This window comes from Streptomyces sp. NPDC046860, from assembly GCF_040645115.1.
In the GTDB taxonomy this organism is placed as follows: Bacteria; Actinomycetota; Actinomycetes; order Streptomycetales; family Streptomycetaceae; genus Streptomyces.
The window spans coordinates 56,928-71,618 of sequence record NZ_JBEYXQ010000008.1 but is presented as its reverse complement, the minus strand read 5'-3'; the positions used below and the strand labels follow the sequence as shown (position 1 = coordinate 71,618).

Below are 14,691 nucleotides of genomic sequence, written 5' to 3'. Positions count from 1 at the left end.
CTATCGGTCGGCCCAGTGCGGGACAGGTTCCCGCCAGCGGTCGAAGGGCCGGTCCAGGGCGTACTTGCCGTCCTCCCCGAGAACGAGCATCCGCACCTCCGCGTTCCCCGGATTCGACAGGGACTCGAAGTCGGCCACCGTCCAGTGGAACCACCGCATGCAGAACAGCCGCATCGCCAGGCCGTGCGTCACCAGGAGGACGTTCGGCGGGTGGTCGGGCTCCTCGAAGCTGCGGAACAGGCTCTCCAGGAAGCCGCCGACACGGTCGTACACGTCGGCCCCGGACTCGCCCTGCGGGAAGCGGAAGAAGAAGTGCCCATACGCGTCCCGGTACGCCTTCTGCAGCCGTACGTCGTCGCGTTCCTGCCAGTTGCCCCAGTCCTGCTCGCGCAGCCGGGGCTCCTCGCGCACGCGTATGAGGCCGGGGTCGAGGCGGAAGGTCTCCAGCGTCTCGTGGGTGCGGCGGTACGGGGAGACGTAGACGCTCACCCGCTCGTCGCCGAACACCTCCCTGAGGTGCCTGCCCGTCTCCTCGGCCTGGCGCCGGCCGCGGTCGGTCAGCGCGAGGGCGTGGTCGGGCTCACGCTCGTACACGGAGTCATCGACGTTGCCCACTGACTCTCCGTGCCGGACAAGGACGATGCGCCGTGGTCGTGCCATGTCTGAAACCCTACGGGGCGCGGGGCGGGGTCGGGCACTTGTACGGCCTTCATACGGCGTAGGTCACACCGCTCGCGCGGCTCAGACCGTCCAGGAGGGCTCCAGTTCCACGATGTCGCCCGTCAGGGAGGCGATGTCGGCCTCGGTCTGGGCACGCAGAGCCAGCCGCTCCACGCGTTCGGTGCGGTACTTTCCGTGCTCGGCCGCCGCGCGCCACATCGACAGGACCAGGAAGTCGTGCTCGGCCGCCTCGCCGAACATCCCCCGGATCATCCCGGGAGAGCCGGCCATCGCCGGGTTCCAGACCTTCTCCTGCATCAGCGTGAAGTGCTCGACGCGTTCCTCGCGCACCCGGCACAGGGCCACCCGGACCAGGTCGGCGTCCGTGAACCGGGGTTCGAATCCGGTCTTCACGTCGAAGCGGTACTCGAACAGCTTGACCTGGGCGTCCTTGAACGTGCCGGACTGGGAGGCGGCCAGCCGGTCGTGCGAGCGGGCCATGAAGGAGTCGTAGAAGGCGCGGCTCTCCCAGAAGGCGAAGATGTGCGCCACCCCCGGCCGGTGCCGGCTCCAGCCGCCGCCCTGCCCCCGAAACCCCGGCTCCCCCAGAAGCCCCGCCCATTTCCGCTGCCCGCGCTCGAACCCGCGACGGTCCACGACGGTGCAGCGAATCCACTTGACCAGCACCGCGCCATCGTAAGGCCACCGGGCGTGGCGCCGGTCACGCTCTGGCGGAGATCGCCCGCGCACCAAGGCCGTTCGCGTGACACGATGGGCAAGGAGCCCTCACCGCTCGGGAGTTGGGGGCGTTGGCACCGCACGGGGAAGGGGAAGCCTGGTGACCGGGTTCAGCAAGGGCATCCGCGAGGTCGAGGTCGCGCTCAAGTGGGACCCCAGTCCCGCGGGGCGGCCGCCCTCCGATCTGGACATCGTCGCCGCGACGTACACGGCCGACGACGCGTACGGGGAACCGGCCTATCTGGTGCACTTCGACAGCCGGTCCCCGGACGGGACGATCTTCCTCGACCGGGACAGCCCCGACGGCAAGGGGTTCGGCTGGGACGAGGTCATGAGCCTCGAACTCGGTCGTCTGGACGGCCGCTACGCGCGCGTGGTGGTCGGCGTCGTCATCCGGCAGAACCAGGCGCGCACCACCTTCGCGTCGGTCCTGAACCCGGCGGTCCGCGTCGGCGAGGGCTACACGGCCCTCTCCGAGTCGGACTTCGGCACCGCCCAGGAGGCGACGGCGGCCGTGGTCGCGGAGTTCGCGCGCGACGCCTCGGGCGAGTGGACCTTCCACCCGGGCGTCCACGGCTTCGACGAGGACCCGGAGGTCTTCCCGCGGGTGATGGGGTCCAGGCGCAACGGCTGAGCGCGCCGGCGCCCCGGCCGGTGTGCGTGGCCGGGGCGTTGTCAGTGGCGCGCTGTTGAATGACCGTCATGACCGTGCACGAGCTGCTGCCCCTGCTGCCCGATCCCGCCGTGCTGGCGGCCCGCTGCCGCGCCTTCGCGGTGCTGGACACCGTCCTCGACCCGACGGAGCCCATGCACACGTACCGGGCCGGCTGGCGTGAGGGGGTCGACCTGGCCTGGATGGACAACGGCTCCGGGGACAACTGGGGAATCGTGTTCGACCCGGCCGGCGTCTTCCTCCACGGCTTCGACCACGAATGCGACACCACACCGTGGCGGGAGGAGCCGCGCGCCCACTGGCCGGGCCTGCTCGACGGGCTGCCCGCCCCGCTCGCCCGGTACACGACCGAGCCGGAGATCCAGTTCGACGGCTTCCTCGACGCCACGGTCTGCGCCTGGCGCGAGAAGGGCACCGACGCGTGGCGGTGCGGCCCGGTCGAACTCGGGCCGATCGAGTCGGACGGCGCCGACTGGCTCTTCGACCTCCTGACCGACGGCAGCCCGCGCGCGTACGCCGAGTTCGCCGAGGACTACTGGGAACGCCCGGTCGACATCGAGGCCGTCCGCGCCGTCATGGCCGGTGCGGCCCTGACCCCGGACATCACCGCGGCCCTCTCCCCCACGGCGGACTTCGCGTCCATAGCGAGCCGCGTCCGCGCCACAGGCCACCCCGTGCGCCCCTGACACCCGGCGCGGAAAGAGGCGCCGGCCTTTCGGCCGACGCCCCTTCACCGGGCCCGCGTCACGGGCTCAGCCGCTGATCAGCTGCAACCGCTGGTCGAGCCGCAGCCCTCGCAGATGTAGCAGGAGCCGGCGCGCTGCATCTTGGTGCCGCAGGAGAAGCAGAGCGGGGCGTCGGCCTGGATGCCGAGCTGCATCTCGACGAGCTCGGCGCTGGTGTGCGCCTGCTTCGGGGCCGGCTTGGCGGCCTCCGCCTCGGCCTTCGGCGTGGCGACGGCCGTCAGCTCGGTCGCGAGCGGGGCGGACTGGGCCAGACCCTCGACGTCCATCTCGTCCTCGGACGGCTCGTACGAACCGGTCTCCAGGTGACGCTGGCGCTCCTCGGCGGAGTGGATGCCGAGCGCGGAGCGGGTCTCGAAGGGCAGGAAGTCCAGCGCCAGGCGGCGGAAGATGTAGTCGACGATCGACTGCGCCATCCGCACGTCCGGGTCGTCCGTCATACCGGCCGGCTCGAAGCGCATGTTGGTGAACTTCGAGACGTAGGTCTCCAGCGGCACTCCGTACTGGAGGCCCACCGACACGGCGATGGAGAAGGCGTCCATCATGCCCGCGAGAGTCGAGCCCTGCTTGGACATCTTCAGGAAGACCTCGCCGAGACCGTCGTCCGGGTAGGAGTTGGCGGTCATGTAGCCCTCGGCCCCGCCGACCGTGAAGGACGTGGTGATGCCGGGACGGCCCTTGGGCAGGCGCTTGCGGACCGGGCGGTACTCGACGACCTTCTCGACGGCCTCGCGGATCGTCGCCTCGGCCTTGCCGGTGACCTCGGTCTTCTCCTTCTCCTTGGTCTTGGCGGAGAGGGGCTGGCCGACCTTGCAGTTGTCGCGGTAGATGGCGAGCGCCTTGACGCCGAGCTTCCACGCCTCGAAGTAGATCTCCTCGACCTCCTCGACGGTCGCCGTCTCCGGCATGTTGACCGTCTTGGAGATGGCGCCGGAGATCCACGGCTGGATCGCGGCCATCATGCGGACGTGGCCCATCGGGGAGATGGCGCGCTCGCCCATGGCGCAGTCGAACACCTCGTAGTGCTCCGGCTTGAGGCCGGGGGCGTCGATCACATTGCCGTTCTCGGCGATGTGGGCGACGACCGCCTCGATCTGCTCCTCCTGGTAGCCCAGGCGGCGCAGGGCCTGCGGCACGGTGCCGTTGACGATCTGCATCGAGCCGCCGCCGACGAGCTTCTTGAACTTCACCAGCGCGAGGTCCGGCTCGACACCGGTGGTGTCGCAGGACATCGCCAGACCGATGGTGCCGGTCGGGGCGAGCACGGAGGCCTGGGAGTTGCGGAAGCCGTTCTTCTCGCCGATGCGGACGACGTCCTGCCACGCCTCGGTGGCCGCGGCCCAGACCGGGTTGTCCAGGTCGTCCATGCGGACGGCCGTGGTGTTGGCGTCGGCGTGCTGCTTCATGACGCGCTGGTGGGCGTCGGCGTTGCGGGCGTAGCCGTCGTACGGGCCGACGACCGCGGCCAGCTCGGCGGAACGGCGGTAGGCGGTGCCGGTCATCAGCGAGGTGATGGCACCGGCGAGGGCACGGCCGCCGTCGGAGTCGTACGCGTGGCCGGTGGCCATCAGCAGGGCGCCGAGGTTGGCGTAGCCGATGCCCAGCTGGCGGAAGGCGCGGGTGTTCTCGCCGATCTTCTCGGTGGGGAAGTCCGCGAAGCAGATCGAGATGTCCATCGCGGTGATGACCAGCTCGACGACCTTCTGGAAGCGCTCGGTCTCGAAGGACTGGTTGCCCTTGCCGTCGTCCTTCAGGAACTTCATCAGGTTCAGCGAGGCGAGGTTGCAGGACGTGTTGTCCAGGTGCATGTACTCGCTGCACGGGTTCGACGCGGTGATCCGGCCGGACTCGGGGCAGGTGTGCCAGTTGTTGATCATATCGTCGTACTGGATGCCCGGGTCGGCACAGGCCCAGGCCGCCTCGGCGATCTTGCGGAAGAGCGCCTTGGCGTCGACCTCCTCGATGACCTCACCGGTCATACGGGCGCGCAGGCCGAAGTCGGTGCCCTTCTCGACCGCGTTCATGAACTCGTCGTTCACGCGGACCGAGTTGTTGGCGTTCTGGTACTGGACGGAGGCGATGTCGTCGCCGCCCAGGTCCATGTCGAAGCCCGCGTCGCGCAGGACGCGGATCTTCTCCTCCTCGCTGACCTTCGTCTGGATGAAGTCCTCGATGTCCGGGTGGTCGACGTCGAGGACGACCATCTTGGCCGCGCGGCGCGTGGCGCCGCCCGACTTGATGGTTCCGGCGGAGGCGTCGGCGCCCCGCATGAAGGAGACGGGACCGGAGGCGTTGCCGCCGGAGGAGAGCAGCTCCTTGGAGGAGCGGATGCGGGACAGGTTCAGGCCGGCGCCCGAACCGCCCTTGAAGATCATGCCCTCTTCCTTGTACCAGTCGAGGATCGACTCCATGGAGTCGTCGACGGACAGGATGAAGCAGGCGGAGACCTGCTGGGGCTGCGGCGTGCCGACGTTGAACCAGACCGGGCTGTTGAAGCTGAAGATCTGGTGCAGCAGGGCGTAGGCCAGCTCGTGCTCGAAGATCTCGGCGTCGGCGGGCGAGGCGAAGTAGGAGAAGTCCTCGCCGGCCTTGCGGTAGGTCTTCACGATGCGGTCGATGAGCTGCTTCAGACCGGTCTCGCGCTGCGGGGTGCCGACGGCGCCCCGGAAGTACTTGCTGGTGACGATGTTGACCGCGTTCACCGACCAGAAGTCGGGGAACTCGACGCCACGCTGCTCGAAGTTGACCGAGCCGTCGCGCCAGTTGGTCATGACGACGTCACGGGGCTCCCACGTCACCTCGTCGTACGGGTGCACGCCGGGGGTGGTGTGGACGCGCTCGATGCGCAGCCCCTTGCCGGCCTTGGTGCCCTTGGCGCGGGAACCTCGTGCCGGACCGCTCGCCGTCTCTGTCATGCCGCCTCCCATGTACGGGCGAAAACGCCCTGAAGTGCCCCGATTGTTCCCAGGGCACGGTGTTCTGTCTGGTGTCGCGGGCACCCTCGTAGTACGACCCGCGACAGGTCTTCGGTGCGTCGCCCACCGGTCGGTCCGGGGTTCTCCCCCGGTCCGGCCGGCTGGTCAGTCGGCGGCGCGTGCGGGCACGGGGACCTGGGTGGTCCGTCCCGGCCCGCTGTGGTCTTTCTGGCTCCCCGCGCCGGCGCTCTCGACGTCCTCGTCGTCCGCGGCGGGGTCAGGCGTGGCTTCGCGCAGTTCGGCGATGGCCGCCTCGAAGTCCTCCAGCGAGTTGAACGCCCGGTAGACCGAGGCGAACCGCAGATAGGCGACGAGGTCGAGCTCCTGCAACGGGCCGAGTATGGCCAGCCCCACGTCGTGGGTGGTCAGCTCGGCGCTCCCGGTGGCACGCACCGCCTCCTCGACCCGCTGGCCGAGCTGGGCGAGCGCGTCCTCGGTCACGGGACGCCCCTGGCAGGCCTTGCGCACACCGTTGATGACCTTGGTGCGGCTGAACGGCTCGGTGACGCCGGACCGCTTCACCACCATGAGCGAACACGTCTCCACGGTCGTGAAACGACGGGAGCAGTCGGGGCACTGGCGGCGCCTGCGGATCGACGTGCCGTCGTCGGTCGTACGGCTGTCGACCACTCGGCTGTCGGGGTGCCTGCAGAAGGGGCAGTGCATGATCTCCAACCCTCCTCACAGCAGACTCGATGGCCTCGCCGGGCCTCAGGGGCCTCACGAAGCAGCCCCAAGCATAGGCGATCGCGGAGGCCCCGAAGACCCGGGGGCCGAGAAGAACCACAACTTGTGGGCCTCTGTAGCCATCCAACCACTACATGTGGGGATGGGGTCAGAAACCGAGGCAAACACGCGTGTCGCCGCCGAAGGGAGCGCGAGAGCGGTCCGAAGGGGCGTCCGGGGCGACACGGGCGGGCGCCCCGCACCCCCGGCCGGACCGGCGGGGTTACGGTGAACACCGCGCGGAGCCCTCGCGGAAGTCCGACGGGGATCGCACCGCGGGCGGACCCGGAGACCGGCCGTCCGGCGTTCGAATGGCACACTGGCGGAGGTCGCGAGGTCGCGAGCCCCGGCGGTGAAGAGTACAACAATGGGCACTTTTGCCCGCCGGACGTCGCGTAAGCCATACACCCGGACACTTGATCGCGTCAGCCGAATCGCACTTTTTCACTCGAACGTGTGTTTGGCGCAACCTTTCGAAAGCAACTACCGTTGTGCAGCAGGGAGACCATCGAGAGGGGCCGACGTGACCACGACCGCAGACAGTGCCGCCATCACCGCCCAGGACCGCTCCCAGGGCCGGGTGGAGCCGGTGCACGCGATGAACGAAGCCGCGCCCGAGGGGCACAAGCGCTCCCTGCCGGGCCGACCTCCAGGCATCCGCGCGGACAGTTCGGGGCTCACCGACCGCCAGCGCCGGGTGATCGAGGTCATCCGGGACTCCGTACAGCGTCGTGGCTACCCGCCGTCCATGCGGGAGATCGGCCAGGCCGTCGGCCTCTCCAGCACCTCCTCCGTCGCGCACCAGCTCATGGCGCTGGAGCGCAAGGGCTTCCTGCGGCGCGACCCGCACCGGCCCCGCGCGTACGAGGTGCGCGGCTCGGACCAGGCGGTCAGCGTCCAGCCCACGGACACCACGGGCAAGCCCGCCGCGTCGTACGTCCCGCTGGTGGGCCGTATCGCGGCCGGTGGCCCGATCCTCGCGGAGGAGTCCGTCGAGGACGTCTTCCCCCTCCCCCGGCAGCTCGTCGGCGACGGTGAGCTGTTCGTCCTCAAGGTCGTCGGCGACTCCATGATCGAGGCCGCGATCTGCGACGGCGACTGGGTCACGGTCCGCCGCCAGCCGGTCGCGGAGAACGGCGACATCGTGGCCGCCATGCTCGACGGCGAGGCCACGGTCAAGCGCTTCAAGCGCGAGGACGGCCATGTCTGGCTCCTCCCGCACAACGCGGCCTACGAGCCGATCCCCGGCGACGACGCCACGATCCTCGGCAAGGTCGTCGCGGTACTGCGCCGCGTCTGACGCCCGCGCCCGGACGAGCCGTACGGCAAGTCCCCACACACCGGGCCCCGGAACCTCTGCGCCGGTTCCGGGGCCCAGCTCTTGCCCCCGGAGGCCCGGGCGGCCCGACGGATCGGGCCGCCCGGGCCTCCGCTCACTTCTCCTCGGTCTCCTTGGCCGCCGCGTCGATGGCGGCGAGCGACCTGCGGACCTGGTTGCGGTCCGTGGTGGCCCAGAAGTCGGGCAGTGACGCCTTCAGATAGCTCCCGTACCGGGCGGTCGCCAGCCGCTGGTCGAGCACGGCGACCACACCGCGGTCCCCGGACGCCCGGACCAGCCGGCCGGCGCCCTGGGCCATGAGCAGCGCCGCGTGGGTGGCGGCGACCGCCATGAAGCCGTTGCCTCCCGCGTCCTCCACCGCCTTCTGGCGGGCGCTCATCAGCGGGTCGTCGGGGCGCGGGAAGGGGATCTTGTCCATGACCACCAGCTGACAGCTGGGGCCCGGCACATCCACGCCCTGCCACAGGGACAGCGTGCCGAAGAGACAGGTGCGGGGGTCGGCCGCGAAGTTCTTGATCAGCTCGCCCAGCGTCTCCTCACCCTGGAGCAGGATGGGGAACTCGGGGATGCGCACCCGCAGTTCCTCCGCGGCGAGCTGGGCGGCCCGCATGGAGGAGAACAGGCCGAGCGTGCGGCCGCCGGCGGCCTGGATCAGCTCGGTCAGCTCGTCGAGCATGTCGCCGCGGTCGCCGTCCCGCGCGGGGCGGGCGAGGTGCTTGGCGATGTAGAGGATGCCCTGCTTGGGGTAGTCGAAGGGCGAGCCGACGTCGATGCCCTTCCACGGAGGCAGGTCGTCGCCCTCCGTGCCCTCCGGGGCGAGCCCGAGGGAGGCCCCGACGCCGTTGAAGTCCCCGCCGAGCTTCAGGGTGGCCGACGCGAGCACCACGCTGCGGTCGGTGAAGAGCTTCTCCCGCAGCAGCCCGGACACCGACATCGGCGCGACCCGGAGGGAGGCCCCGAAGCGCTCGTGACGCTCGTACCAGACGACGTCCCACTCCGAGCCGTTCAGCACCCGCTCCGCCACGGAGTGGACGGTCTCGACCGAGGCAAGGGCCTGCTTGCGGACGGCGTCCTCGTCCTGCACGGACTTGTCGCGCGTCGAGCCGAGGGCGGTGATCACCGTGCGGGCCGCGTCGCGCAGGGCGGCGAGGGCGTAGCCGAGATCCTCCGGGATCTCCTCCAGGCGGCCCGGCAGGGCCAGCTCCATCAGCCGCTCGAAGCCCTCGGCGGCGGTCAGGAGCTGATCGGCGGCCTTCTCGTTCACGAGCTTCGCCGAGCGGCGGACCGCCCGGTTCACCTGGCCCGGAGTGAGTTCGCCGGTGGCGGCGCCGGTGACACGGGAGACGAGTTCGTGCGCCTCGTCCACGATCAGCACCTCGTGCTGGGGCAGCACCGGGGCGCCCTCGATCGCGTCGATCGCCAGCAGGGCGTGGTTGGTCACGACGACATCGGCGAGCTTGGCTCGTTCGCGGGCCATCTCGGCGAAGCACTCGGCGCCGTACGCGCACTTCGAGGCGCCGAGGCACTCCCGCGACGACACCGACACCTGGGCCCAGGCCCGGTCGGAGACGCCCGGCGTGAGGTCGTCCCGGTCGCCGTTCTCCGTCTCGTCGGACCAGTCGCGCAGCCTGAGCAGGTCCTGGCCCAGCTTGCTGGTGGGCGCGGCCGCCTCGAACTGGTCGAAGAGGCCGTCCTCCTCGTCCTGCGGCATGCCCTCGTGCAGCCGGTGCAGGCAGAGGTAGTTGGACCGCCCCTTGAGCATGGCGAACTCGGGCCGGCGCCGCAGCAGCGGGTGCAGGGCCTCGACCGTGCGCGGCAGGTCGCGCTCCACGAGCTGGCGCTGGAGCGCGAGCGTGGCGGTGGCGACGACGACCCGCTCCCCGTGCGCGAGCGCGGGCACGAGATAACCGAGCGACTTTCCGGTGCCGGTGCCGGCCTGGACCAGGAGATGGGAGGTGTCGTCGATCGCCTCGGCGACCGCTTCGGCCATGGTCACCTGGCCGGGGCGCTCCGTGCCGCCGACGGCGGCGACGGCGGCGTGGAGGAGTTCGGGGAGTGAGGGCTTCGTCATAGCCCGACCACCCTACGGCCCCGCACCGACAATCGTGCCCGGCCGCCGGAGTGGGCGGAGCGGGAAGCGGTCACGTCCGAACTCCTGAACTCTTCTTCGCGCGAGCGGGAACTCGGCGGGACGGCCGTGCGTACAACAGGTGAGCACCCGGTCACTTGGTGCTACGAGGTTTCGTGCCGGACCCGGTCCCGGATCATGAGGGCGGCCCGCTTGCCGGGCAGGTCGACCTCCGCCGAGCACCGGAAACCGGCGTTGAGGAAGGCGGTCACCGAGGGGGTGTTGCGCATGTCGGGTTCCGCGACGACGCGCGAGCAGGCGCGGCGGTGTTCCAGGATCATCCCGGCCACGGCCGTCAGCAGGACGGTGCCGAGCCCCCGGCCCCGGTGCGCTGCCTCGCCGATGAGCAGGTGGATACCCGTGTCGTGCGGGCGCGCCGGGTAGCGGCGGGCCAGCGGGTCGAGGTCCGCCCGGTAGATCTCCCAGTAGCTCAGCGCGATGCCGTCGAGCGTGCCGACGCAGGGCACGCTGCGTCCGTCCCCGTCCAGTTGGGCCCTCACGTGGCGCTCCGTGCGGTCCGGGCTCCCGGCGAGTTTCCAGAACGCGGCGACCGCGGGATCGTTCATCCATCCCTGGACGAGGGGGAGGTCGTGGTCGAGGCGCACGGGGACGAGTTCGAAGACGCCCGCGGGAGTGGCGGTCGGGCCCCAGGTGTGGGGGCCGTCCAGGAGGTCGGGCCGGACCGGTGAGACCTGGCAGGGCGACTCCGCCCGGAGCGGGCCGGGTTCGGCGGGGAGCCGGAGGTTGAGTGTCTCCTCCTCGTCCCAGCGGAGCGTGCTCGCGTCCGGGTCGGCGCAGCCTCGCGGCTCCGGGCGGTCGGGGTCGACCGGGGCGGGCAGGGCTTCGGCGCCGGTGTCGGTGAGGGACACGCGCGCTCCTCTCATGGGGGCGGACGGGAACAGGGTCAGGAATGAAGGGGGTTGGCGATGGTCACGTAGACCGACTGGGTGTCGACGGGACCGACGAGTTCGTCCAGTCCGTGCAGCCGGGTCAGCAGGTTGGCCTTGCAGCGCAGGACGGGTGAGTCGAGCAGGTTGCCCGGCAGGGTGCTGCGCAGGGCGGCCGGTCCGGAGGCCGCGGCGGTGAGGAAGCGGCGGAACGCGGCGAGAAGGAGGTGTTCGTCGGCCAGGCGCTGGGAGCCGAACGCCCCGATGAGGCCGAAGACGTTGTTGACGGCCAGGTAGTAGGCGAAGCGTTCGTCGGTGACGTCGTCGGCGACGAAGGTGTCGCTGCGCTCGCCGATGCCGGGCAGCAGGGCGTCGAGTTCGGCGCGGTGGGACTCGCGGAAGTAGTAGCCCTGGTTGTCGCGGTAGTGGCCGCCCGCCGGCCAGCCGTCCCGGTCCAGGCGGAGCAGCGTGTTCTGTTGGTGCGCCTCCAGGGCGATGCCCGCCGCGCCGTCGAGCCACAGGACGGGCCTGACGATCTGTTCGAGGTAGCGCAGGAACCACTCGGTGGCGACGGCGCCCACGGGCCGGCCGGTGCGGGCGGCGAGCCGTGCGACGAGGTGGGCCAGCCGGGAACGCAGGAGCCGGGGGTCCGTCGCCGGATCGGGCTCGGACGCGGGGCGGGGTGAGACGACTCCGGCGACGCAGCCGATGTCGTCGGCGGGGGCGAACGGGTTGTGCCTGATCATCACGTCGAGGCCGGGGACGGGCAGTCCGTCGGTCCCGTCCACGGCGAGCCAGGCGGGGTCGCGCACGATGTCGAAGCCGGGGTGGGCCGCCTGCCACTGCTTCCCCAGCCCCGCGCGCAGCAGGCGGTGCACCTCGACGCCCCGGTGGAGTTCCTTGCGCAGGTTCTCCCGGCGGGAGTTGGTGATGCGCAGCCCGAGCGACAGCTTGAGCATCGCCGGGGAGCCGGAGCGGTGGACGGTCCGTACGGAGGAGGTGGGGTGCCAGGGCGGGCCGAGGGGGCCGAGGTCGCGCAGCAGGCCGGAGTCCAGCAGGGCGGCCACGGGGGCGCGGTGCCGGGCGTCGCGCGCCTGCCAGGGGTGCAGCGGCAGCGCGCCGTATCCCTCGGGCAACGGGATGTCGGTTCCGGCGAGTTGCCGGAGGAGGCGGTCGGCGGGGACGGGGCGCCCGCGTTCGGTCCAGGCGGAGTCCGAGGCGAGGAGGGAGGGGGCGACGGCGATCCAGTGCAGCGGGAAGGACCCGCGGAGTTCCGGCGCGTACCGCCGGGCCTCTGCCTCGGTGAGCCCTTCGCGGCTCTTCGGGGTCGGATGCAGCGGATGGCCGAGGAGCAGCGCCTGTTCGGCGCTGAGGAAGAGGTCCGGCCCGTCCTCGGGGCGGGCGCGGCGCTCGCGCAGGAAGACGGCGGTGTGGCGTTGCGAGTCGGCGACGCGGGCGACGAGGTCGGCGCCGTCCGCCGGAGCGGTTCCGTGGCCCTCGTGACCGGGTGCGGTGCCGGGGGTCTCGCGGGTGAGCAGGGCGGCGAGGGTGACGGCGTCGACCGAGGGGGCGTGTTCGGGGGCGCCGTCGAGCCGGGGCGTTCCGAAGCGGTGCCAGCCGGTCGGGGACCAGTGGCGTACGGGGGTGATCAGGGCGGTGCCGCTGGCGGGCAGGGGGAGGTGCAGGACTCCGGTGTCCGGCGCCGCGACGCCGGTCTCCCGGACCCAGCAGCGCAGGAGGTTCTCCACCGCCGCCGCCTGGGCCGCGCTGTGGGGGTCGGCCGCCTCCAGCGGGTCGGCGTCGGTCTCGTCCGGCCCTTGGGCGTCAGGCGCGCGCCGCTTCTGGTGCGGCACCGCTTCGGCCAGCGGCACGACGGCACCGGGCTCGCCGGGGTCCGCCTGGTCGTCGGGGGTCTCGGACCGGCCGTCGGGCGCGGGGGTGGCGTTCATGGCGGTTCCTCGGAGTGATGCGGGTGCGGGTCGGCCGCGGAGGGGGTCCGCGCGGCAGGTGTGGCGGTGACGTGGACGGGGGTCCGCGCGCGGGCGGAGGCGTGTCCGGGGCGCCGCGGGGTGTCGGCGGAAGGGCCGCCTGCGGGTTCGCCGGTGCCGGCCGGGGCGCGGGTGCGGTGCGCGTCGGCGATGAGGAGGGGCGGTCCGGCCGGGGCGGCTAGCCGGTGCGCTCCGTGGGCCGGTCCGGGTGGCGGTGACGGTGGTCGCAACTGGCGGCCGTCACCGCGTCGGCGAGGCGGTCCAGTACGGCGGACGCCTGCTCGTCGCTGATGGTGAGCGGCGGGAGGAGCCGTACGACGCTGTTGTGACGGCCGCCGAGTTCCACGATCAGCCCCCGGTCGAGGCACTCGCGCTGGACGGTCGCGGCGAGTTCGGGGTCGGCGGGGTGGGGCGGGGTCGCACGGTCGGCGCCGTCCGTGCCGGAGCCGCGGGCCTCGGGCAACCGTCCGCCCGTCGGCGCGGACTCGGGGTTCACCAGTTCCACCCCGATCATCAGCCCGCGCCCCCGCACCTCTCCCACGCAGGCGAAGTCGGCCTGGAGCACGCGGAGCCGGTCCAGCATGCGGGCTCCGAGCGTGGCGGCTCGTTCGGCGAGGCCGTTCTCGCGGACGTGGGCGAGGGTGGCGGTGCCCGCCGCCATGGCGAGCTGGTTGCCCCGGAAGGTGCCCGCGTGGGCGCCGGGCGGCCAGACGTCGAGTTCCTCGCGGTAGACGACGACGGCCAGCGGGAGACTGCCGCCGATCGCCTTGGACAGGACCATCACGTCGGGGGTGATCCCGCTGTGGTCGACGGCCCAGAAGGCGCCGGTGCGTCCGACGCCGGTCTGCACCTCGTCCGCGATCAGCGGGATGGACCGCTCCGCGGTCAGCCGCCGCATCCGGCGCAGCCAGTCGTCCGGCGCCGGGATCACCCCGCCCTCGCCCTGGACGGGTTCGAGGATCATCCCGGCCGGCCGGGGCACGCCCGACTTGGGGTCGTCGAGGACGGACTCGGTCCAGCGGGCGCCGAGTTCGGCGCCGCGCGGGCCGCCGACGCCGAAGGGGCAGCGGTAGTCCTGGGGGTAGGGCAGATGGCACACCTGGAGGTCGGGGGCGCTGCCGGACGCGGCCAGGGCTCCCGCGGTCATGCCGTGGTAGGCGCCGGCGAAGGCGAGGACGCCGCTGCGGCCGGTGGCCGCCCGGACCAGCTTGAGGGCGGCCTCGACGGCGTCGGTCCCGGCCGGGCCGCAGAACTGCACGCGGGCCCGGTCGGCGAGGCCGGGGGGCAGGGTGCGGAACAGCTCGGTGGTGAAGGCGTCCTTGACCGGGGTCGCCAGGTCCAGCACGGAGAGGGGGGCGCCGGAGTCGAGGACCTTGCGGATGGCCTCCAGCACGACGGGGTGGTTGTGGCCGAGGGCCAGCGCACCGGCGCCGGAGAGGCAGTCCAGGTAACGGCGGCCGTCCGCGCCCTCGATGGTGAGGCCACGCGCCCGCACGGGCACGATGGGCAGGGCCCGGGCGTAGGTGCGCGCGGCGGACTCGCGCGCCGACTGGCGCCTGAGAATCCCCTCGTGCACGGCCGGAGTTCCCCGGTGGGTGCTGTCGGCCTCCGACTCGGTCACGGCCACGGCTCGCTGTCCTCCCGCTGTACAGAGGCGAGTTGCTCGACGGGGGCGGGCGCGGGCAGCGGTCCCCCCACGGCTACCAACCGCCGGCCGGCCGCCTGGTTACGGGTTGCCTCAAGATCCTTGCCGTGACGTAACTGTTGCGGTTCCGTCAGATGTCCCCTACAGCGAGCGCATAGTGTGTGGTCCCGTGCCCGGCAGGCCGGGAAC

The 14,691-nt window shown here is 71.9% G+C and carries 11 protein-coding genes; 3 read left to right on the top strand and 8 right to left on the bottom strand.

Features of this window, described 5'->3' with window-relative positions:
* Both ABZ898_RS14075 and ABZ898_RS14070 read right to left on the bottom strand, forming a co-directional pair.
* Complete coding sequence (locus ABZ898_RS14075; RefSeq protein WP_361657229.1) at positions 1–660, bottom strand: histidine phosphatase family protein; 660 nt, start codon at positions 658–660, stop codon at positions 1–3.
* A gap of 81 nt (positions 661–741) precedes the next feature.
* The gene (locus tag ABZ898_RS14070) at positions 742–1,347 is read right to left on the bottom strand and encodes a YdbC family protein (protein ID WP_361657226.1); all 606 of its coding nucleotides are present in this window, start codon (positions 1,345–1,347) and stop codon (positions 742–744) included.
* 151 nt (positions 1,348–1,498) lie between these two features.
* On the opposite strand from ABZ898_RS14070, the gene ABZ898_RS14065 reads away from it, so the two are divergent.
* Positions 1,499–2,032, top strand: a complete 534-nt coding sequence (locus ABZ898_RS14065) for a TerD family protein (RefSeq protein WP_361657223.1) — start codon at positions 1,499–1,501, stop codon at positions 2,030–2,032.
* Positions 2,033–2,100: 68 nt separating this feature from the next.
* Positions 2,101–2,757 (top strand): hypothetical protein, encoded by a 657-nt coding sequence (locus ABZ898_RS14060; RefSeq protein WP_361657221.1) that lies wholly within the window; start codon positions 2,101–2,103, stop codon positions 2,755–2,757.
* 77 nt (positions 2,758–2,834) lie between these two features.
* Here the strand turns inward: ABZ898_RS14060 and ABZ898_RS14055 are convergent, their stop codons facing one another.
* Positions 2,835–5,729 (bottom strand): vitamin B12-dependent ribonucleotide reductase, encoded by a 2,895-nt coding sequence (locus ABZ898_RS14055; RefSeq protein WP_361657218.1) that lies wholly within the window; start codon positions 5,727–5,729, stop codon positions 2,835–2,837.
* Between the two features lie 165 nt (positions 5,730–5,894).
* A complete protein-coding gene (gene nrdR, locus ABZ898_RS14050) occupies positions 5,895–6,455 on the bottom strand; it encodes a transcriptional regulator NrdR (RefSeq protein WP_361657215.1) in 561 nt (186 codons plus the stop codon).
* Between the two features lie 583 nt (positions 6,456–7,038).
* On the opposite strand from nrdR, the gene lexA reads away from it, so the two are divergent.
* Positions 7,039–7,815, top strand: coding sequence for a transcriptional repressor LexA (gene lexA / locus ABZ898_RS14045; RefSeq protein WP_361657212.1), 777 nt, complete (start codon positions 7,039–7,041; stop codon positions 7,813–7,815).
* Between the two features lie 133 nt (positions 7,816–7,948).
* Here the strand turns inward: lexA and ABZ898_RS14040 are convergent, their stop codons facing one another.
* The 4 genes from ABZ898_RS14040 to ABZ898_RS14025 form a co-directional block, all read right to left on the bottom strand.
* A complete protein-coding gene (locus ABZ898_RS14040) occupies positions 7,949–9,925 on the bottom strand; it encodes an ATP-dependent DNA helicase (RefSeq protein WP_361657209.1) in 1,977 nt (658 codons plus the stop codon).
* Positions 9,926–10,086: 161 nt separating this feature from the next.
* Entirely contained in the window at positions 10,087–10,851 is a 765-nt protein-coding gene (locus ABZ898_RS14035; RefSeq protein ID WP_361657206.1) for a GNAT family N-acetyltransferase, read from the bottom strand.
* Positions 10,852–10,886: 35 nt separating this feature from the next.
* Complete coding sequence (locus tag ABZ898_RS14030; RefSeq protein ID WP_361657203.1) at positions 10,887–12,818, bottom strand: IucA/IucC family protein; 1,932 nt, start codon at positions 12,816–12,818, stop codon at positions 10,887–10,889.
* 217 nt (positions 12,819–13,035) lie between these two features.
* Positions 13,036–14,484, bottom strand: coding sequence for a diaminobutyrate--2-oxoglutarate transaminase family protein (locus ABZ898_RS14025; RefSeq protein WP_361657200.1), 1,449 nt, complete (start codon positions 14,482–14,484; stop codon positions 13,036–13,038).
* Between the last annotated feature and the right edge of the window lie 207 nt (positions 14,485–14,691).